At 68.4% G+C, this 20,282-nt stretch carries 20 protein-coding genes and 1 pseudogene; 8 read left to right on the forward strand and 13 right to left on the reverse strand.

Going from position 1 to position 20,282, the window contains the following annotated elements; all coding sequences use genetic code 11:
• Positions 1–362: 362 nt before the first annotated feature.
• Both ACFP3H_RS07585 and ACFP3H_RS07590 read left to right on the forward strand, forming a co-directional pair.
• Complete coding sequence (locus ACFP3H_RS07585; protein ID WP_378601476.1) at positions 363–2,090, forward strand: FAD-dependent oxidoreductase; 1,728 nt, start codon at positions 363–365, stop codon at positions 2,088–2,090.
• 159 nt (positions 2,091–2,249) lie between these two features.
• On the forward strand, positions 2,250–3,803 hold the full coding sequence (locus ACFP3H_RS07590) for an acyl-CoA carboxylase subunit beta (protein ID WP_378601478.1): 1,554 nt from the start codon (positions 2,250–2,252) through the stop codon (positions 3,801–3,803).
• Between the two features lies 1 nt (position 3,804).
• Here ACFP3H_RS07590 and ACFP3H_RS07595 read toward each other — a convergent pair whose 3' ends face one another.
• The gene (locus tag ACFP3H_RS07595) at positions 3,805–5,076 is read right to left on the reverse strand and encodes a PucR family transcriptional regulator (RefSeq protein WP_378601480.1); all 1,272 of its coding nucleotides are present in this window, start codon (positions 5,074–5,076) and stop codon (positions 3,805–3,807) included.
• Between the two features lie 379 nt (positions 5,077–5,455).
• On the opposite strand from ACFP3H_RS07595, the gene ACFP3H_RS07600 reads away from it, so the two are divergent.
• Complete coding sequence (locus ACFP3H_RS07600) at positions 5,456–5,806, forward strand: histone-like nucleoid-structuring protein Lsr2 (RefSeq protein WP_378601482.1); 351 nt, start codon at positions 5,456–5,458, stop codon at positions 5,804–5,806.
• Between the two features lie 50 nt (positions 5,807–5,856).
• Here the strand turns inward: ACFP3H_RS07600 and ACFP3H_RS07605 are convergent, their stop codons facing one another.
• From ACFP3H_RS07605 to ACFP3H_RS07620, 4 genes are read right to left on the reverse strand one after another with little or no spacing between them, the layout of a single operon-like run.
• Positions 5,857–6,642, reverse strand: coding sequence for an SAM-dependent methyltransferase (locus ACFP3H_RS07605; protein WP_378601484.1), 786 nt, complete (start codon positions 6,640–6,642; stop codon positions 5,857–5,859).
• Between the two features lie 12 nt (positions 6,643–6,654).
• Complete coding sequence (locus ACFP3H_RS07610; RefSeq protein WP_378601486.1) at positions 6,655–7,098, reverse strand: ester cyclase; 444 nt, start codon at positions 7,096–7,098, stop codon at positions 6,655–6,657.
• Positions 7,095–7,445 (reverse strand): DoxX family protein, encoded by a 351-nt coding sequence (locus ACFP3H_RS07615; protein ID WP_378601488.1) that lies wholly within the window; start codon positions 7,443–7,445, stop codon positions 7,095–7,097. The genes ACFP3H_RS07610 and ACFP3H_RS07615 overlap by 4 nt, the downstream gene beginning before the upstream one ends.
• Positions 7,442–8,317, reverse strand: coding sequence for a hypothetical protein (locus tag ACFP3H_RS07620; protein ID WP_378601490.1), 876 nt, complete (start codon positions 8,315–8,317; stop codon positions 7,442–7,444). The genes ACFP3H_RS07615 and ACFP3H_RS07620 overlap by 4 nt, the downstream gene beginning before the upstream one ends.
• Before the next feature lie 91 nt (positions 8,318–8,408).
• On the opposite strand from ACFP3H_RS07620, the gene ACFP3H_RS07625 reads away from it, so the two are divergent.
• Positions 8,409–9,029, forward strand: a complete 621-nt coding sequence (locus ACFP3H_RS07625; RefSeq protein ID WP_378601492.1) for a TetR/AcrR family transcriptional regulator — start codon at positions 8,409–8,411, stop codon at positions 9,027–9,029.
• On the opposite strand, the gene ACFP3H_RS07630 is transcribed toward ACFP3H_RS07625, so the two are convergent.
• Positions 9,023–9,505, reverse strand: a complete 483-nt coding sequence (locus ACFP3H_RS07630; RefSeq protein ID WP_378601494.1) for a VOC family protein — start codon at positions 9,503–9,505, stop codon at positions 9,023–9,025. The two genes, ACFP3H_RS07625 and ACFP3H_RS07630, sit on opposite strands and share 7 nt — an antisense overlap.
• Before the next feature lie 73 nt (positions 9,506–9,578).
• Between ACFP3H_RS07630 and ACFP3H_RS07635 the strand changes: the two genes are divergently transcribed.
• Positions 9,579–10,481, forward strand: a complete 903-nt coding sequence (locus tag ACFP3H_RS07635; protein ID WP_378601496.1) for an AraC family transcriptional regulator — start codon at positions 9,579–9,581, stop codon at positions 10,479–10,481.
• Positions 10,482–10,563: 82 nt separating this feature from the next.
• Positions 10,564–11,082, forward strand: coding sequence for a calcium-binding protein (locus ACFP3H_RS07640; RefSeq protein WP_378601498.1), 519 nt, complete (start codon positions 10,564–10,566; stop codon positions 11,080–11,082).
• Position 11,083: 1 nt separating this feature from the next.
• Here ACFP3H_RS07640 and ACFP3H_RS07645 read toward each other — a convergent pair whose 3' ends face one another.
• Positions 11,084–12,091, reverse strand: a complete 1,008-nt coding sequence (locus tag ACFP3H_RS07645; RefSeq protein ID WP_378601500.1) for a phosphotransferase family protein — start codon at positions 12,089–12,091, stop codon at positions 11,084–11,086.
• Positions 12,092–12,102: 11 nt separating this feature from the next.
• A complete protein-coding gene (locus tag ACFP3H_RS07650) occupies positions 12,103–13,311 on the reverse strand; it encodes an acyl-CoA dehydrogenase family protein (RefSeq protein ID WP_378601502.1) in 1,209 nt (402 codons plus the stop codon).
• A 130-nt stretch (positions 13,312–13,441) separates the two neighbouring features.
• On the opposite strand from ACFP3H_RS07650, the gene ACFP3H_RS07655 reads away from it, so the two are divergent.
• A complete protein-coding gene (locus ACFP3H_RS07655) occupies positions 13,442–14,497 on the forward strand; it encodes a TetR family transcriptional regulator (protein WP_378601505.1) in 1,056 nt (351 codons plus the stop codon).
• Between the two features lie 14 nt (positions 14,498–14,511).
• Here the strand turns inward: ACFP3H_RS07655 and ACFP3H_RS07660 are convergent, their stop codons facing one another.
• The 4 genes from ACFP3H_RS07660 to ACFP3H_RS07675 form a co-directional block, all read right to left on the reverse strand.
• Positions 14,512–14,985 (reverse strand): SRPBCC family protein, encoded by a 474-nt coding sequence (locus ACFP3H_RS07660; protein ID WP_378601508.1) that lies wholly within the window; start codon positions 14,983–14,985, stop codon positions 14,512–14,514.
• An 87-nt stretch (positions 14,986–15,072) separates the two neighbouring features.
• Positions 15,073–16,215 (reverse strand): N(5)-(carboxyethyl)ornithine synthase, encoded by a 1,143-nt coding sequence (locus ACFP3H_RS07665; RefSeq protein WP_378601511.1) that lies wholly within the window; start codon positions 16,213–16,215, stop codon positions 15,073–15,075.
• Positions 16,216–16,249: 34 nt separating this feature from the next.
• On the reverse strand, positions 16,250–17,824 hold the full coding sequence (locus ACFP3H_RS07670; RefSeq protein WP_378601513.1) for a sugar porter family MFS transporter: 1,575 nt from the start codon (positions 17,822–17,824) through the stop codon (positions 16,250–16,252).
• Between the two features lie 297 nt (positions 17,825–18,121).
• On the reverse strand, positions 18,122–18,406 hold the full coding sequence (locus ACFP3H_RS07675) for a hypothetical protein (protein WP_378601515.1): 285 nt from the start codon (positions 18,404–18,406) through the stop codon (positions 18,122–18,124).
• 666 nt (positions 18,407–19,072) lie between these two features.
• On the opposite strand from ACFP3H_RS07675, the gene ACFP3H_RS07680 reads away from it, so the two are divergent.
• Positions 19,073–19,774 (forward strand): GNAT family N-acetyltransferase, encoded by a 702-nt coding sequence (locus tag ACFP3H_RS07680; RefSeq protein ID WP_378601518.1) that lies wholly within the window; start codon positions 19,073–19,075, stop codon positions 19,772–19,774.
• Here the strand turns inward: ACFP3H_RS07680 and ACFP3H_RS07685 are convergent.
• Positions 19,742–20,282 (reverse strand): annotated as a pseudogene (locus ACFP3H_RS07685) (alpha/beta fold hydrolase); the annotation flags it as partial. The gene ACFP3H_RS07680 and the pseudogene ACFP3H_RS07685 sit on opposite strands and share 33 nt — an antisense overlap.

Genomic DNA, 20,282 nt, shown 5'->3' on the forward strand with positions numbered 1-20,282 from the left:
GTCCTATAAGGAAACACCGCGCCGGGGTTACCGGCACGTAGCCAGGATCACGGTCGGCCGCCGAGCACCCTACAACCCGCGCGCGGCGGGGAGTCGTCGAACGGCTCATATCCCCCGAGTGAGTGGATGGCCGAGGTCTGCGGTCCCGGGCCATCCACTCACCGGCAGATCCTATCAATCATGTTGACCGACAACACATTCGACGTGATCACTGTCTCTCTCCGCAGTTTCGCGGCGGGTCGACCGGCCCGCCGCGGGCCCCTTCTGTCATTCGGGCCAGAACTTCTGGCGTTCGTTCGTGAGTAGTGCCAGTGCGCGCGGCGAAATGATCAGTTGTCCGCGCAGGGTTCTACCGTCGGTCCGTGTTCGATGACTCCCCCACTGAAGCCACCGCCGCCTTCGACTACGACGTGCTGATCGTCGGGTCCGGGTTCGGGGGCAGTGTCACGGCGTTGCGACTGGTCGAGAAGGGCTACCGGGTCGGGGTGCTCGAAGCCGGTCGCCGTTTCGCCGACGCCGATTTCGCCGCGACCAACTGGGATCTGCGCCGGTATCTGTGGGCGCCGCGACTGGGGTGCTACGGCATCCAGCGCATCCACCGGCTGCGCGACTGTTTCATCCTGGCCGGGGCCGGGGTGGGCGGCGGTTCCCTGAACTACGCCAACACGCTGTACAAACCCGGCGCGGCGTTCTTCGGCGACCGCCAGTGGGCCGATATCACCGACTGGGACGACGAGCTCAGCCCCCACTACGACCAGGCGCGGCGCATGCTCGGCGTCGTCCGCAATCCGCACATGACCCCGGCCGACGACATCATCGAATCGGTGGCGCGGCAGATGGGCGTCGGGGACACCTTCGTGCCGACCCCGGTCGGGGTGTATTTCGGCGAGCCCGGCCGCACCGTCGCCGACCCGTACTTCGGCGGTGTCGGACCCGCGCGCACCGGCTGTCTCGAATGCGGCGAGTGCATGACGGGCTGTCGCCACGGCGCCAAGAACACCCTGGTCAAGAACTATCTGGGCCTGGCCGAACAGGCGGGCGCGGTCGTCTCCCCGATGACCACGGTGACCGCGATCCGACCGCGAGCCGACGGCAGCTGGCTCGTCGACACCGAACGCACCGGCAGCTGGGTGCGCAAGCGCCGCACCACCCGCTCGGCCCGCCACGTCGTGCTGGCCGCCGGCACCTGGGGCACCCAGCACCTGCTGTTCCGGATGCGCGACACCGCGACCATGCCCGACCTCTCCCCCCAACTCGGCGTGCTCACCCGCACCAATTCCGAGGCCATCCTCGGCGCCGGGCGCACCACGGTGAACCCGGACTTCGACATCACCCGGGGTGTGGCGATCACGTCCTCGTTCCACCCCACCCCCGACACCCACGTCGAACCCGTGCGCTACGGCAAGGGCTCCAACGCCATGGGCCTGCTCAACACCTACCTCGTCGACGGCGACCGACGGCTGCCGCGCTGGGCGCGCGTGCTCGGCATCGCCGGACGCCACCCCGTGCGCACCGTGCGCCTGCTGCGCACCCACCGCTGGAGCGAGCGCACCCTGGTCCTGCTGGTCATGCAGAGCCTGGACAACTCCATCACCACCTACACCCGCCGCGGCCTGTTCGGTCGCCGCTTCACCAGCAAACAGGGCTTCGGCGAACCCAACCCGTCGTGGATCCCGCCGGGCCACGAGGCGACCCGGCAGGTGGCGGCGAAACTCGGTGCGACAGCGGGCAGTACGTGGCCCGATGTGTTCAACGTGCCGATGACCGCGCACTTCATCGGCGGCTGCGTGATCGGCCCCGACCCGAGCACCGGCGTGATCGACCCCTACCACCGCGTGCACGGCTACCCCGGCCTGAGCATCGTCGACGGCTCGGCCATCTCGGCCAATCTCGGCGTGAACCCGTCGCTGACCATCGCCGCCCAGGCCGAACGCGCCGCGGCCCTGTGGCCCAACCGGGGCGAAGCCGACCCGCGCCCGCCGCTGGGCGCGCCCTACGCACGCGTGGCGGCGGTGGCGCCGAACAACCCGGTCGTGCCCGTCACCGCGCCGACCGCGCTGCGCCTGCCGATCTGGCCGGTGACCGGTTAGCGCGCCGCGGGTCCACGTGACGGATTTCGCCGCGAGGTCACAGGGCGATTCCGGTCGAACTGTGACCTCTCCCGCCCCGACCCCGTACTCGCCGCGTCGAGCCGCGATCGGCGCTACCGTCGCCACGCACACGAGGTTGTTCGGAAGGTGGCAGTAAGCGTGGTTGGTACCAGGGCGAAGCTCGATGAACTGGTCGACATTCTGGCGGTTGCCGCGGAACCCGCGGGCGCGGCGGCGGTCGCGAAACGGGCGAAGAAGGACATTCCCAGTGTTCGCGAGCGGATGAACATGCTGCTCGATCCGGGCAGCTTCCTCGAGACCGGCGCGCTGGCCCGCCAGCCCGATCAGCCCGACGCCCTCTACGGCGACGGCCTGGTGACCGGGCGCGGGACGATCAACGGCCGTCCGGTGGTGGTGATCGCCCACGATCAGACCGTGTACGGCGGCTCGGTCGGGATCACCTCGGCGCGCAAGTTCATGCGGGCGCTGAAAATGGCGTTCGACAACGCGTGCCCGGTGGTGACCATCAATGATTCCGGTGGCGCGCGCATTCAGGACGCGGTCGGTTCGATCGCCTCGTTCGGTGATATCTCGCGGGTGTTGGAGAAACTGTCGGGCTATGTGCCGCAGGTGTCGATCATTCTCGGCAAATGCGCGGCCGGGTCGGTCTACGGGCCGATCAATACCGACGTGCTGATCGGCACCAAGGATTCCTACATGTTCGTCACCGGCCCGGAGGTCATCAAGGCCGTCAACGGTGAGGACATCAGCGCCGAGGCGCTCGGCGGCGCGGAGGTGCAGGCCAAGCGCGGCACCCTGCACCACGTCACCGAGACCGAGCAGCAGGCCTACGACTGGGCGCGCAACTACCTCAGCTACATGCCGTCGAGCTGCCTGGAACAGCCCCCGATCGTCAACCCCGGTCTCGAGCCCGACCTCACCGCCTACGACCTCGAACTCGACACGATCATCCCGGATTCGGACCGGGCCGGCTACGACATGCACGACATCCTGTTGCGCCTGTTCGACGACGGGGAGTTCCACGAGATCCGAGCGGCGTTCGCGCCCAACCTGATCACCGGTTTCGCCCGGGTCGACGGCTACCCGGTGGGCGTGATCGCCAATCAGCCCCTGGTGCTGGGCGGTTCGATCGACGCGGCCTGCTCGGACAAGTCCACCTACTTCATCCGCCTGTGCGACGCGTTCAACATCCCGCTGATCTTCGTGGTCGACACCCCCGGCGTGCTGCCCGGTCTCGATCAGGAGGACGCGGGCGTGATCATCCGGGGCGGGCGGGTGCCGCGCGCGATCATCGAGGCCACGGTGCCGATCATCAACCTGGTGGTGCGCAAGTCCTACGGCGGGGCCTACGGGATGATGGGCGCGCGCCAGGTCGGCGCCGATGTGAGCTTCGCGTGGCCGACGGCCCGGATCGCGGTGATCGGCGCCGAGAGCGCGGTCGACCTGATCGGCAAACGCCAACTGGCCGCCGTCGCGGAGGAACACCGCGCCGCGGCACGCGATTTCATGATCAACCACTACAACGAGACCATCGCCACCCCGTGGATCGCCGCCGAGCGCGGCTACATCGACGCGGTGATCGAGCCGTCCCGCACGCGCCTCGAGATCCGGCACGCGCTGCGGCTGTTGCGCGACAAGGCCCCGATCACCCCGGAGTTCAACCCCCGCAAGCACTCGGTCTATCCGATGTGAGTCAGCCTGCGCGAGAACCGGTTTCGCGCGGGCTCTGACACAGGTCGGTCGATCCGGTCCCGCGATGGGCCCGGATCACCAGGGCGGCGCGCAGGTGACACAGGCCCGAGACTCCGCCGAGGTCGAATCCGGTGAGCTGGGTGATGCGTTTGAGCCGGTAGTCGACGGTGTTGGTGTGGATGAACAGGGTGCGCGCGGTGCGCGAGCGCTGCATGTCGGTGGCCAGGTACACCTCGAGGGTGCGCAGGAGTTCGGGATGTTGCTCGAGGGTGTCGACGATGGCGCTCAGCGCGTCGCGGGCGGGGCCGGGGCGGGTGAGCTGGTATTCGAAGGCCAGTTCGTGCGGGCGATACACCTTGCTCGGCCCGCCGAGGCGGTGCACGATGTCGACGAGTTCGTGGACTTGCTCTGTCGCACCGGGAATCTCGGCGGGTGTCGCCGAGGTCGCCACCGCCCGCACCGGCACCTGCGCCGCCGTGGACAGCCCGTCGATCAACTCGTCGAGGTCGGCGTCGGCGAATTCGTGCGCGGGCAGCAGCAGGGTGCCGCCGTCGACGCTGAGCAGCGAGAGCACCTTGCCCGCGCACCGGTCGGCCAGTTCGGCCTGCACTCGGCGCAGTTTGCGCCGCGCCACCACCTTCGCGTCCACGGAGGGATCGAATTCCTCGGGGTGCGGCGGCAATTCGAGCGCGAGCACGTGATAGCGCTCGGCCACCTCGATGCCGCATTCGCGCGCCATCGTGGAGGTGCGCTGGCCGCCCAGCAGCGCCGAGGTCAGGGTGTGCACCGCGGTGTGGTGTTCGCTGTCGACCGCGCGCAGTTCGCGCACGTAGGCGGCCGAGACCGCGGCGGTGATCATGTTCTCGGCGTCCATCAGCCGCCGCGCCACCCCGACCACGGTGTCGTAGTCGTGGTTGGTGACATTGGTGATCACGAGGTCGAAGCCGAGTTTGAAACCCTCGTGGACGGCGTCGTGGATGGTGTCGATCGGGATGCCCTCGCGGGCCCAGTCGGCCGCGGCGGCGCGCACCCGCTCGACCCGGCCGGGGATATCGCGCCCGTCGAGCATGCTCCCGGTCAGTTCGAGGCAGATCCGGGTCACCGTGGTGACATCGCCGTCGATGGCCTCGCCGGGCAGCGTCCCGCACGGGACGACATTCTCGACGAAATGCACCACCATCCGGCGGGAGATGCTGCGCACATCCTTCAGCGGGGACGAGACCGGCCGACCGGACACGGTCAGGAACGGTTCGATGGACGTGGTGCCAGCCATGATGAATCCTTCCCACCCAGTCACTGGGCAAGCCCCCAAACTAACCGCGCGCCGCACCGCGCGGCCCGGCGTTGGATTGTGACAAGACGCAAGGGAACCCGACGACTTTGGTGTCTTCTGACAACCCGAAACCGGAACCCGCTGGTCTCACAGCTGCGCGCGAACAAACCTGTGCCCGCAGGTCACAGACACATTCGGGTCCGCGCCCCGAAAACCGGCCCTGCCCGCACGAGACCGCCCGGCGGATTCTTCGGTGCCGCGTGAACACTGTCGAGGAACTCGGCGCGATGAATCCGATGAGCCCCAACGAATTGCCCGCATAGCCGTCCACTAAGCTCGGCCACGATAATTCAGGGCACTCGAACGAATAGGACCCCCAATGGCGCGCAAAGTCGTTGTCACCCTTGTCGATGATTTCGACGGCACGTCGGCTGCCGATGCGACTGTCACTTTCGGAATCGACGGCGCTGCCTACGAAATCGACCTGTCCGATGCCAATGCCGCGCAGTTGCGCGAGGTATTCGAGCAGTGGGTTCCGTTCGCACGCCGCACCGGTCGCGCCAAGGCGGGCGCCGCGCGTCGGATCGGTTCGGCGCCTGCCGCCGAATCCACCCGTCGCAGCGATCTGACCGAGATCCGCACGTGGGCCGCGCAGAACGGGCACACCGTGTCCAGCCGCGGCCGGATCTCGGCCGAGGTCATCTCGGCTTACGAGCAGGCTTCGGCGTAATTCACCAGTACTTCGACAGCACGGCACGCGATTTCGCGTGCCGTGCTGTTCTATTCCCGCAGTAGTGGGGTGCGGTGATAGGTCGTGTCGATCGTGGTGATCGGCGGGTCGACAGGGGTGTCGGTGCGGCGCGCGATGGCGCGGACATAGCCGAGATAATCGCCGCGGTCGGCCGCCAAGACCGCGATCTCGGTGGCGTTGTCGGGAGCCACCTCGTGCTGCCAATCCAGCCACCGCTGCCAGCCATCGGGCATGGCGTCGGCGTGGGTGACCTCGAGGACCCCGCTGCGCTGCCAGTGCCGTCGCCACCACGGCGCCGAGTGCAGGCAGGCCATGCTGGGCTCCCACCAGGGGCGAAGGTGTTCGGGGAGCGGTCCGTCGATCTCGCGGGTCAGCCCGGCGCCGGCGATGGCGATGGGGGCGCCGGGTCGCGCGAAGCCCGCCAGGTAGTTGGCGTAGAGGTCGTCGGTGCCGTAGTAGAAGTAGGAATCGATGCTGATGATCGCGTCGAAGAATTCCGTGGCGAACGGGAGCGCACGAGCGTCGGCGCGGATGGGGAATACCGCGTCGGCGACCCCGGCGTCATGGAATCGCCGCGCGCGTTCGTCGGGACTGAACCACAGGTCGGTGGCCCACACCTGCACCCCGAATTCGCGGTGCAGGAATACCGAGGACGCGCCGCGACCGCAGCCGAGGTCGAGCACGCGCATACCGGGTTCGAGTGCGAGGGCGTCTGTGAGCCATTCGGTGAGCCAGAGCGAATTCGCCCCACCGCTCACCCCGGCGCGAATCCAGTCGGGATGGTAGGCGCTGGATCGGGGGAAGGGAGTTGTCAACGGGTGTCCTTGTCAGCGGGGGCCGAGTTCGCCGAAATCGACGCTGCGTTCGATGATGCGACCTCGGGCAAGACGGAATCGGTAGGTGCGGCTGACGGTGAACCGTAGGCCGCTGGGGGCGATGATCTGCGCAGGCTCACCGTGCAGGACCAGCCTGCCGGTGTGGCGGCCGGTCATCTCGGTGCGCACGACCACCGTCGAATCCTCGGCGGCGAGGGCGGTGATGGTCCAGCGCAGATCGCTGAACGCGCGGCGTAACCAGAGCGCGGTGGCGTGCACGGCGTCGGGACCGCGTGCCCGGCACGAGGCCGGCGCGTAGGAGCCGGGGCGGTTGACGGCGTCCGGGGCGTAGATCGCGGCGAAATCGTCGGCGCTGCCGTGGTCGAGCAGCGTCACCCCGAGGACGCCGAGGACCTTGGGCTCGCGCACATGGTCGAGCGCGGCGGGCGCGTTCACGTGTTCACGCTCACGAGCAGGATCGACACCACGGTCGCCAGGACCAGGAAGACGATCGGCGCCGCGACATCACGCTGACGGGTGCGGATGTGCATGTCCACGGCCGCGGTGAAATAGGCGATCAGCCCGACGGCGGCGGCGACTCCGAGCGGCCACCACAGCAGCCCCAGGCACAGGCCCGCCGCGGCGGCGAGTTTCACCGTGCCCAACACCCACAGGTGCTCGGTCGGAAACCCCACCTCGCGCGCGAGGTCGACGATGCTCTGCCTGCGCGTGAGCGTGGCGAGCGCGGAACCGCCGATCATGGCCGCGAGCAGTCCCGCGACGATCAGTGCTACGTAGTTCATTTCACTCCTGAAGGGTGCGTGCGGTCGGAATCGACTGTCTCGGTGAGGAGTACGGCCGCGAGGGCGAAAGGGATCAATGTCGCCATGAACGGAATGCTGGTGACGAAGGCGATGGTGGCGGGCACGGCGTCGGCCGAGTGCGGCAGCGCGATCGCGGCGACGGCGCCGATCGTCAGCATGCTCGCCAGGCCGAGGCCGGCGGTGACGAGAATTGTTGCGGCCCTGCGGGATCGGACCGTCAGCCAGGCCAGCGCGGCGGCCGCCAGATAGCCGGTGACCAGGTAGGCGAGCTGCACCAGGTCCAGCCAGACCAGGGTGTAGCCGACGAAGTCCGCGGGCCCGGGTAGGCCGCGCAGGTAGTTCGCGGCCTGCCAGTGGGTGTGTTCGACCGCGAGCTGCTGCCCGTCGGCGCCGACCAGCACGATCGCGACTCTTGCCAGCAGATTCAGCAGGAACCCGCCGGTCCCGAGCAGCAGTAGCACCAGTGCGGGCACCACCGTCGACATCCTCGGCGACGTGCGGAACCGCACCGACAGCCCCACCATGCCCAGCAGTAGCGCGACGGCCACCACGAACAGGATCGCGGTGTTGAGCAGCATCGCCGACGGGCGCACGGCGGTCGGCTCACCGGCGAAGCCCACCACGGCGAACAGCCCGATGCCCGCGGCGGCCAGCGTGGCGGCGGGCGCCTGGCCCGCGCGGTAGAGCCTGCGGATCAACACTGCCCCGACCCCGGCGTAGAGCGCGGCCGCCACGGCGAAGAATACCGTACTGACCTGCGAAAACTCGACCTTGACCAGGACGAGCAGCAGACCTGCCGGCCACAGCGCGCCCAGCGCGTAGCCGCAGTGCCGAGCATCGAGTGTGCCCATACCAACTCCTTTTCGAAAGACATACTGTCCGATGAAAAGGATGCTCTTTCATCGGACAGTATGTCAATCGAAATATGACAGGATATGGTTCATGACCAAGCGCAAGTACGACCAGGACGCCCGCGCCGAAGCCGCCGAGCAGACCCGTCGACGCATCATCGACGCGGTCGCCCAGCAACTGCGCGAGGCGCCGACCGACCCGCTGAGCCTGGACAAGGTCGCCAAGACCGCGGGCACCTCGCGCTCGACCATCTACGTCGCCTTCGGTTCCCGCGCAGGACTTTTCGACGCCTTCGTCGCCGACCTCGCGGCCCGCACCGGCCTGCCCGCCCTCACCGCCGCCGTGGCCGCCGACGACGCCCGCACCCACCTGCGCGGCGCGATCGAGGCCGCCAGCCGAATGAAGGCGGGCGACCTCGAGATCTACCGCGTCCTGCACGCGATGGACCGCCTCGACCCCTCCTCCGCCGCCGACGCCGTCCGCGCACTCGAACAGGACCGCCGCGGCGGCATCGCCCACCTCGCCCACCGCCTCGCCGCCCAGGACCTCCTGCGCCCCGACGTCACCGAAGACTGGGCCGCCGACGTCCTGTGGACCCTGACCAGCTTCGAAAGCCTCGACCTACTCCTCACCGACCGCAATCTCACCGTCGACGAAGCCATCGACCGCCTCACCACCACCGCCGAACGCACCCTCCTGCGCCCTCAGTGATCGATGCGCGGGGTCGCGTAGAACCCGATTTCGACGCCGTTCGCGAACTCCACACCGAGGAAATCCGTGGTGGGAAGCTCGAACTGATAGAACCGGACAACCGTGCCGTCGGGATCGGGCACGTCCAAACGCGCACCCGCACCGGTCGTCTCGATCTCCCCGCGCGCGATACCCAGCCGATCGCAGCGGTCCGCGATCGCCTCCAGGTCGGCGCGCGTGCGCGGCCGGAACGCGAGCACATCGAACCCCGTGAGATCGGGCGAACCGGCACACACGCGACGATCCCGCAGCGCGATGTTGTAGCGCCCGCCCGGATCCATCAGCCCCGCCCCGCGCAGCACCCCGTCCTCGACGACCTCGGTCCACAACCGCACACCCAGCAACCGGCCGTACCAGCGCGCACTACGCACGACATCGGTCACCGGCAGCTTCACCTGGGCGATCCCGTCCATCACGACGGCGTCCTCACTACTCATGCCCTTGACGCTAGGTCCCACCGACAGGACTATCTATACATCATCGTCCACTTCGACTAATCGAGCGTCTGACATGACCGACCTGATGGGCACGGTGCTCGGCGAGCTCCGACTCGAGAGTGTCGCCTATCGCCGACTCGAACTCGATCGTCCCTTCCGACTGTCGTTCGACCAGGCGGCACTGCGGGGCGTTCATGTGGTCCTGCACGGCGAGTGCGAGCTCGTCCGGCACGACGGCACCGTGACGAGCCTGCGCACGGGCGATCTGGTGATGCTGCCGCGCGCCGACCCGCACATCCTCCGTTCTCCCGGCGCCGGTCCGCTCGATACCCGACCCGTGGCCCGGATCGCCACCTCGTCGCCTGCGCCGCACGCGTCGTCGACGGTGATCCTGTGCGGCGCGTTCCTGGTCGGCGAGGTCGAACATCCCGCACTCCAAGGGTTTCCGACGTTGATCCACATTCCAGGGCAGGACGGGGCCGTGGCGCCGTGGCTGCGCCCCTACCTCGACGCGCTCGCCGCCGAGGCCCGCGACGGTGGACCCGGCAGTGACATCGTGATGGCTCGGCTCTCCGACGCGCTCATCATCCGCAGCTTCCGCCACTGCGCCGACACCCTCGATCAGCCGGGGTGGCTGCGCGGTTCACACGATGCCGTGCTCGCCCCGGCCCTGCGCGCACTGCACGCCGACCTCGCCCGATCCTGGACCATCGCCGAACTCGCCGCCGTCGCCGGGGTGTCACGGGCCACGTTCGCGGCGCGCTTCACCGAACGGATGGGACAACCGGTCATCGCCTACGTCCTCGCCGCGCGAATGCAGCGCGCCCGGGTGTTGCTGCGCGATCAGCGGGCCACCATCGCCGCCATCGCCCACCAGGTCGGTTACGGCTCCGACATCGCCTTCGCGGCGGCGTTCAAACGGGCGCACCGTGTCACCCCCGGGGCATACCGCGCCACCTCGCGCACCGAGGATTGAACCGAGGTGGTCGGTCGGTCGTGGATGTCGAGGTACGGGCGAGCGCAGTGGCCGTCCGACAGTCTCGAAAGGCCCTTCCCAGATGAATTCTCGTCGATTCGCCGTGTCCGCGGCCGTCCTCCTCGGCGGTTTCGCCCTCGGCTCGATGCTCGCGGCACCCGCCTACGCGGCGACCACCGTCGGTGTGGTGCTCAACGGTTCCGAATTGCGGATGACCGGTAGTGATTTCGCCGACGACATCGAGATCCGGGCCGAAGGAAACGCGGTGGTGGTGATCAGCCGGAACGCGCAGATCTTCAACGGCAGCGATTCGGGATGCTCCCGGATCAACGATTCCTCGGTGCGTTGTCCGGGCGTGAGCACCCTCAATGTTCAGCTCGGGCTCGGTAACGACCGGTTCCTCAACAACACCAACCGGCCGAGCGTGGTCGGCGGTGGGGTCGGGGCCGACGACATCACCGGCGGCGCCGGGGACGACACGCTCAGTGGCGGCAACGGCAACGACACCCTCGACGGCGCGGGCGGGCGCGACACCGTGACCGGCGGCAACAATATCGACAAGTGCATCGGTGAGGTGGAGTCGCCGACCTGCGAGAGCTGAGCTACCGAGCGTACTCGCGCAGGGCGCGCAGGCCGGCGGCCATGAATTCCGGGGTGGCCTCGGCCGCGCGGTCGGCGGAGGAGCCGGTGGCGGAGCCCCGGTGGGCGCGGTGGGTGATGCCTTCGCCGATGATGCCGAGTTTGAAGTTGGCCAGGGCCAGGTAGAAACCCCAGTGGTTCAGGTCGCGGCCCGCGGCGGTGGCGTAGGTGTGGGCAAGGTCGTCGGGGGTGGGCAGGCGAGGGCTGGTCCAGGCGGCGCGGGAGCCGAGGATGACGTCGAAGATGGGGGCGCGGTACACGCACATGAGGGCGACGTCGGTGAGCGGGTCACCGAGGGTGGACAGCTCCCAATCGACCACGGCGCGAACACTGTTCGGGTCGGCGCTGTCGAGGATGGTGTTGTCGATGCGGAAGTCGCCGTGCACGATCGAGGCGGCCGAGTTCTCCGGGATCGCCGCGGCCAGCGCGGCGTGCAGGGTGGCCACATCGGGCAGCTCGCGGGTCTTCACAATTTCCCACTGGGAGGCCCACAGTTTCACCTGCCGCGCCACGAAACCCGCGGGGTGCCCGAACGTTTCGAGGCCGACAGCGGCGGGATCGACGGCGTGCAGGTCGGCCAGCACGCGCACCAGGGCGTTCGCGCTGGAATCGACCTGCGCGTCGGACAGCGCCGCCAGGTCGTCCTGATCGCGGACCACGGTGCCGTCGACGAATTCCACGACGGTCATCGGCGCACCGAGCGCGACACCCTCGGCGTCGAAGGCGATCGTCTTCGCCACGGGCACAGCGGAATTCTGCAACGCGCTGGTGACGGTGTACTCGCGGGCCATATCGTGCGCGGAGGGCGTGAGCCCGGCCACGGGCGGTCGGCGCACCACCCAGCGCGAGACGTCATCGGCGGCGGCGAAGGTGAGATTGGACCGGCCACCGGAGATCAACTCCACCCGCAACTCACCGCGCACGTCGACACCCTGATCGCGCAGATACTGTTCGAGCGCCGGAATATCCATGCCGGGCAGTGTCATTCGGATTCTCGCTTCGCACGCTTGGCCGCGCTCACCGCGCGCTTGGCAATGGCCCACCGATGCACCTCGGAGGGACCGTCGTAGATGCGGAAGGGCCGCACCTCCCGCGACAGTCGCGCCAGCGGCAGATCCGCGGAGACGCCGAGGCCGCCGCACATCTGCATGCTGCGGTCGACGATGCGGAAGATCGCTTCGGCGGCAAAGGTTTTCGCGATGGAGGTGGCGTTCGCGGCGGGCTCGCCGTTATCCAGTTCCCAGCACGCGCGGGTGAGCAGTGCCCGGGTGGCGGCGATGTCGATCTCGTTGTCGGCGATCATCTTCTGGACCATGCCCAGATCGCCGAGGCGCGAGCCGAAGCCCTCGCGCTGCGCGACGTAGCCCACCGCGACCTCGTGGCCGCGCCGGGCGGCGCCGAGCCAGCGCATCACATGGGTCATCCGGGCCGGACCGAGCCGCACCTGCGCGTACTCGAAACCGCGATCGACCTCGCCGAGCACGGCCGACTCCGGCACCAGCAACTCGTCGAAGAAGACCTCGCAGTGCCCGCCGATCATCGACTTGTCGAGGGTGTCGAGGTGGCGGCCCACCCGGATGCCGGGGCTGTCGGCGGGGGCGAGGAACATGGTGGCGCCGCCGCGCTGACCCGGTTCGCCGGAGGTGCGCGCCATGATGATGAAGAATCCCGCGCCGTCGGCGCCGGTGATGAACAGTTTGTGGCCGCTGATGCGCCACCCGCCGTCGGCGCGGACCGCGCGGGTGGTGAGCGCGGACGGATCCGAGCCCGCGCCGGGCGCCGGTTCGGTCATGGCGAAGGCCGAGCGCACGTCACCGCGCGCGAGCGGGGCGAGGAAGCGTTCCTTCTGCTCCGGGTCGGCGATGTGGGCGAGCATGTGGACGTTGCCCTCGTCGGGCGCGGCGATGTTCAGCGCGGTCGGGCCGAACAGCGAGTAGCCCGCCGCCTCGAAGACCGGCGCGCGATCGGACATGTTCAGGCCGTGGCCGCCGTATTCGACGGGCGCGTGCGGGGCGAACACACCGGCCTGACGCGCCGCCTGCTGGAGTTCCAGGCGCAGCTTCTCGCCGCCGGCCGCGGTGATGTCGCCGTCGTGGGCGTCTTCGATCGGGAGTACCTGTTCACGCACGAACACGCGGGTGCGCTCGACCAGCTCGCGCACGTGCGGCGGATGGGACAGCTCGATCGCCACGGGGCCAACTCCTCGGCTCGGTCGCCGAACGATCGCTCGGCGAATAGGGTACTACGACAGTGACACGAGCAGAACAGCCCTGTCAACAGGCCTGGGTGAGCAATCGGCGATGTTCAGATATTCTGAACACATGGATCCGCGACAGATCGAACCGAGCGCCGCGAAGGCGCGGGATTCGACCGAGACCGACCACCTCGGGACAGCGAGCCCGCCGAGGGAACCGGGCGCGCGAGCCGACGCGCAACCAGCCCGACCACCGGCGCCCGCGACGTTCGATCGGCGCGCGGTGGGGACACGCGTGCGGCAGGCGAGGAACGCGGCGGGGCTGTCGCTGCGGACGACGGCACAGCGGATCGGTGTCAGCCCGGCCACGCTGAGCGCGATCGAGAACGGCAAGACCGCCCCCTCGGTGGCCCGACTGATCTGCCTGGCCGAGGTGCTCGACGTGTGGGCCTCCCACCTGCTCGACGACGAGTACCAGCCCACTCCCCCACCGCGTCGTCGGACACCGGACGCCACTCCCCACCGGAGTCGTGGTGCGGACGAATCACACTCCCCCGCACCGCTTTCCGATCCCACCGAGCACTGGCGCGAATTCCCCCCGCTCGATATCGACCCCGTCCTGTCCGCCGCCATCGATTCCTTCGTCGACACCGGCTACCACGGCGCCACCATGCGCTCGATCGCCCAGCGCGCGGGCATGAGCGTCCCCGGCGTCTACCACCACTACCGCGACAAGCAGGACCTGCTCGTCCGCGCCCTCGACCTCACCATGGACGAACTCCACCGCCGGGTGCGCGCGGCCCGACAGCACGCCCCGAACGCGCGCCGACGACTGATCCGCACCGTCGAAGCCCTGGCCCTGTTCCACACCCACCGTCGCGAACTGGCCTTCATCGGCGCCAGCGAGATGCGCAGCCTCGAACCCGCCGACCGCACCCGGATCACGATGTCGCGCAACGAGATCCAGTATCTACTCGATGCCGACATCGATGCCGCGCTGGCCGAGGCCAACCGGCCGGGCGCCCACGCCCGCGACGCCGGACGCGCCATCGCGACCATGTGCACCGCGCTGCCCCAGTGGTTCCGCCTCGACGGCCCGTCCACCCCCGAACAGATCGCCACCACCTACGCCGACTTCGCCCTCGGCCTACTCGGCCTCGTGCCGGAGCCGACCGAGGCGTGACCGCCGCGCCGCGTTCACGGCGCGTCGGCCTCGCTGCGACTCATCCCGACGGCGAGATCGCTCAGCCGCGCGAGCGACTCCCGATTACGCGGCCGGAGCAGCAGTTCCTGCACCGCCCGCGGCAGCAGCCGCCCCGGACCACGCACCGCCCGCTCACCCATCACGATCTCGGTCGTCCCTGGCGCGGTCGCGCGCAGGTCGAGCCGCACGACCGCCGCGCCGAAGGGCCACGCGCGCGCGTCGAGCTCGAGACTGTGCGGCGGATCCACCGCGCGCACCGCCGTCACGTCCTCGACCGTGAACGGCCACGGCCCGACACTGTGATGGATCCGGGTGCCCACCCGCGGCCACCCACGGTCCACGTCGCGGATATGCGACGCGCCGACCACCCAGCCCGCACACAACCAGCCGTCGGCCAGGACCGCGAACACGTCCTGGATCGAGGCGGGCACGGTGCGGCGCACCTGCACCAAACTGTCGTCGTTCACGGTTCCTCCGTCCGGGCACCGCGCAAGCGGGGCTACAGGAGGCGCTTACCCGCATCGGCCACGCTGAACCCGACGCACAGCGTCGGCTCAGTGCACCGCGTACGGGTACTGCGCCGCCCGGTCCTGGAAGGACAGGATGCGCGGATTCTGGATCCGGCCGTCGCGGATCTCGATGGCGCGGCGGATGGTCTCGCTGCGATCCCACGCCTGCGGCCCGCCGAGCACGACCGGCAGGTACTCGAGCAGGGCCTCGGAGTTCTCCCAGGTGGCCGAGTCCCACAGGTAGGAGGGGCTGTGGTCGACCCCGTAGTAGTGCAGGTCCTCGCCGAGGGTGAACATCGGTTCGGTGAACGAGGTGGGGCGCGAGAACTCGAAACCCATCCCCTCGTCGCAGGAGACGTCGACGAAAAGCGTTCCGCGCGAGAACAAGTCGAGGTCATCGTTGGTGACGAAGGTCAGCGGGTCCTCGGTGTCTTGGAACATGCAGTTCACCACCACGTCGTAGTTGGCCAGCATCTGCGCCAGCGGCCCCGGCTCGGGGGCGGCGAGTTCGAGGGTGCGGCCCGGCACCGCCGGATCACGCTGGAAATGCTGCATCCGCACCGACGCGAACGGCGAGGCCACCGCCGAGACGCTGCGCTGGGTCAACACGGTGACATCGCTGATCCCCAGCGCCGAGAGCCCACGCACCGCCCCGCGCGCGGTGGCGCCGAAACTGATCACCGCCGCCCGCATCCGACGCCCGTAATCGCCGGTGACACCGCGCAATTGGAGCGCGTGCAGCACCGAGCAGTAGCCGGCGAGTTCGTTGTTCTTGTGGAAGACGTGGACGTTGAACGCGCCGGATTTCGTCCAGTGGTTCATCGCCTCCCAGGCGATCAGCGTGAGGTCGCGATCCACCGCGAGCTGGGTCATCCGCTGGTCCTGCACGCAGTGCGGCCAGCCCCACACGATCGTGCCGGGGCGCATCTGCGCCAGATCGTCGGCCAATGGTTTGGCCAGTAACAGCACATCGCACTCGGCGAAGAGTTCTTCGCGAGTGCGATGGCCTGCCACGAGTGGAGCGAGGACTTCGTCGGGGTAACCGAAGCGGTCACCGTAGCCGTGCTCGAGATAGATCCGACCGCGCAGGGCGGGGTCGATGCGATCGAAGTGCGCTGGGTGGATGCCCAACCGGTATTCGTTTTCCTTGCGAGAGGTCGCGACGACGCCGACGGTCAGGTGTTTCACAGTTGCTTCACCTGGTCAGCCTACGCGCGAAGGGTCAACTCTCGGCCTTGGCGGTGATGTCGTCGAGGGTCTCGCCCATCGTCTCGGGCACCCGCCGGTAGCAGAACACCAGCGAGACCACCGAGACCACCGCGAAGATGAAGAACATCGTCGAGGCGCCCCACAGATCGCCCAGCGGCGGGAACACCAGCGAGACGGTGAAGTTGCCCATCCAGATCAGGAAGGTGCAGATACTCATCGCGGTGGCCCGGATCGGGGCCGGGAAGATCTCCGCGAGCAGCAACCAGGTGGGCACACCGACGCCGAGCTGGAACGAGGAGACGTAGACGATCATCAGCGCCAGCAGGACGTAGCCGGTGGTGGTGCTCTGGGTGAGCCGTTCGATCAGGCCCATCCCGACCAGCGCCACGACCATGATCGACAGGCCGATGAACATCAGCGGGCGCCTACCGATCTTGTCGACCAGCGCCATCGCCCCGACCACACCGACCACCGCGCCGATGCCGATACCGATCGAGGAGGTGATGGCCGCGTTGTCGCCGAGGCCGGCCTTGGTCAGCGTCGAGGGCGCGTAGTAGATGACGGTGTTCACACCGACGAATTGCTGGATCAGCGCCAGGCCGATACCGGTGTAGAACAGCGCGCGCACCTTCGGTTTACGCAATTGATCGCTGAGGCTGTCCTTCACCGCCGCGTCGGCGGCTTCGGTCTGCTTGATCTGCTTGATCGTGGGTTCGACGTCCTCGGGGTAATAGGACTTTTCCAGGACCTTGCGCGCGTCCTTGTCGCGACCCTGCTTCAGATACCACCGCGGTGAATCCGGCATGAAATACATACCGGCCACGAGGGCGGCGGCGGGAATGGCCGCCATGGCGAGCATGAGCCGCCAATTCCCGGTGGGCGCGAGCAACGCGTTGACGATGTAGGCCAGCAGCTGACCGCTGGCGATCATCAACGAGTTCATCGACACCAGTCGACCGCGATAGGTCGGCGGGGAGATCTCGGAGACGTACATCGGCACGACCAGCGAGGCGGTACCGACGGCGATGCCGAGGAACAGGCGGGTGATGATCATGACGGTCGCGTCGGGCGCCAGCGCCTGGGCGATCGCGCCGACGAAGAACAACCCGCCCGCGAACAGCAGGGTGGCCCGCCTGCCCCACCGATCGGCCATCCAGCCACCGGTGATCGAGCCGATCGCGGCGCCGATGAGCAGCGAACTGGTGATGACGCCGACCTGGGTGGGACTCAGGCCGAAGTCGGGCGTGAGGTAGACCAGCACGCCGGAGATGACGCCGGTGTCGTAGCCGAACAGCGCACCGCCGAGCGCGGCGATGACGACCACGGTGAGCACGAACTTCTTGATCCTGGCCCGCATCGCCACGCGTTCGGGCGAGTCGGGTGGGGCCGCGGCCGGAGGTTCGGTCACGGGCGAGACCACCGCCTTTCCGGCGTCGTCCTCGACCGTGTGGGGCACCCGGACGGGGGTGTGGCTATCGGGCTCGATCAGCTTGTCTCTACTGGGTGTGGCCGCGGGCTCGGATGGATTGAGTACGGCGCCTGGCCGCTCCGGTTCCTTGTCGTTGGGTCCACGATGCGAATCGGGCATGTCCACACCTCCGCCGATGGAGTAGGTCGATTACTGCACCTTAATCGAGCTCCGAAGAACCGCGATAGCTCGAAATCTGCCGTCAATTCGTTAGCGATCGGGGGTATCCGGCGCTCGAGAAATGTGGTCCCACCCCCTGCGTGGGAACAATTACCCGATCAGAACCCTGTTGCCGGAATTGTCGGTGACCGAATGCGCGGTGCCCGCCGTGGCGGTGCGAAGTACTGCGAAGTATTCGGGTAGTCATTCGACATCGTCCATTTGTCGAACCGTGACTACCGCATGTCTGATTTGCCCTTATCGGCGATGCAGCGACCGGACGGTTACCGCACCCCACAGCACGAGCCGAAGCGCCGCCGCCATGTAGAGGACATAGGCCAGCACGACCAACACCGGCCCGTAGTTGTCCACCCAGTCGCCCAGGCGCAGCAGCCCGGCCACCCCGAGGCCGACCAGCACCAGACCGATGATCAGGCAGGGCGCGCCGAGCACCGACGCGTCGTCGGCCTCGTGCGTGGCGGCGCGACGACGACGAGTGGTAACTGAAAGGTTGCTGTTCGGTTCGAAGTAGATGCTGCTCATAACGCCCCTTCCGGACAGCCGTACCGACGCGGCCGATAGATGATCCCCGCACTGGCGGGGCGCTCACGATGCCGAGGCCGTGTCGACCGGTTGACGATCACGAACGGTTAACGTTCAGCTACTACGAGCTTGGCAGCTCCCGGTGTCAGATTACAGGCGGTGTGATCTGGGTCATATCGAACAGCAGTTCGACACGAAACGATAACGAGTGTTACACCCTGCGCGAACACGCGTCGGGCCTGGCAGAACCCCAGTACAACTGGACATTCGCCCAGTATGCCTACACCGGTGTCATTTACGGAAACGTTATGAGCCTGAACAGCGAAAACGTGCTCTGACGCACACCGCGACGCACTTGGTACCCGCTCAGACCCCTGACACGACACCGTGACCGCGCGAGCCGGGGGTCGGCCCGGAAACAGCAGGCCACGAACGGATTCCGCCGCTCACAGCGCCCGTCACAGCACAGCCACACCGGTCTCGAAACTTTCCGCTCACGACATCTGCGGGGTTCATTCCGCGTATGGCTTCCGGTCGGCTATCTTGCATCTGAGTTTTTCTCGATGCTGCTGGATCGTTCGTGTCGCTTCGCCGAATCACGTGCCGCGTGAAGATCCACGCCCTCGTGCATTCGGTGACCCCCTCAGACGAAGGACGCTGGTCACCATGCCCGCACCCGTTATCCTCCACGGCCGCATCACCCGGCTGGAACCCCTTGCGCCCCACCACATTCCCGGCCTGATCGCCGCGGCGGCGGCGCTCGAGGCCGGGTTCACCGTCGTCCCGCACGGTGAACAGGAGGCGCGCACCTATGTGTTCCAGGCCGAGGCCGCGCAGCTGGCCGGTTCCGCACTGGCCTTCGCGATCGTCACCGGCGCCGACGACTGCGTGGTCGGGGCGACCAGATTCACCCGCCTCGACTACTGGCAGGGGCCGCTGACCTGGCCGTTGTCGGCCGAACCGGTCACCGCCGCCCCCGGCGGGGCGATCCCCGACGCCGTCGAGATCGGCAACACCTGGCTCACCCCGGCCGCGCGCGGCGGCCAGGTCAACCTCGACGCCAAACTCTCCCTGCTCACCCACGCCTTCGACAGCTGGGGCGTGCGCCGGGTCACCTTGCGCGCCGACGCCCGCAACCTGCGCTCGCGCGCGGCCATCGAACGCCTCGGCGCGGTCAGCGACGGCATCCGCCGGGCGCATTCGCGCGGGCTCGACGGCGCGGTCCGCGACACCGCGTTCTATTCGATCCTCAACGACGAATGGCCGGGCGTGCGGGGCCGGATCCTCGAGCAGCTGGCCGTGCGCGCGATGCGCCGCGCCCCGCTGATCCCGGCCCTACGGGCGCTGGCCTCCTCGCCGATCGGATGACGGCCCGCCCGACTCGGCGCGCTCGATGATCAGCTCGGCCAGCTCAGCCGGGTGTTCCTCGGGCAACCAGTGCGAGCCGTCGAGGACGGCGAGGCGGTAGTCACCGGTGACGAACCGGCCGGACAGGTCCGCGCCGCGCCGGGTCAGGAACGGGTCACCGGTGCTCCACACATGCGTCACCGGTACCTCCACCCGACCCCGCGCGGCGCCCGGACCGGTGAACGGCAGGCCGCGATACCAGTGCAGGGCCGTGGTGAGCGCGCCCGCGTCGATGACCTCGGTGTACACGCGGGCGATCGCCTCGGCCGACATCCCCGAGCGGACCAGGATGCGGTCCATCCGCCGCCGCATCCGCCGCATCACCAGCTCGGGCAGCACCGGCAGCTGGATCAGCCCCATATAGGACGAGCGCGGGAGCTGACCGCTGCTGAGCATCGCGCGCAGGAACGCTCCCGGGTGGGGCACCGACACCGCGACCATCGTGGCGATGAGATCGGGGCGGGCGGCG

This window comes from Nocardia lasii (genome assembly GCF_042658545.1).
In the GTDB taxonomy this organism is placed as follows: domain Bacteria; phylum Actinomycetota; class Actinomycetes; order Mycobacteriales; family Mycobacteriaceae; genus Nocardia; species Nocardia lasii.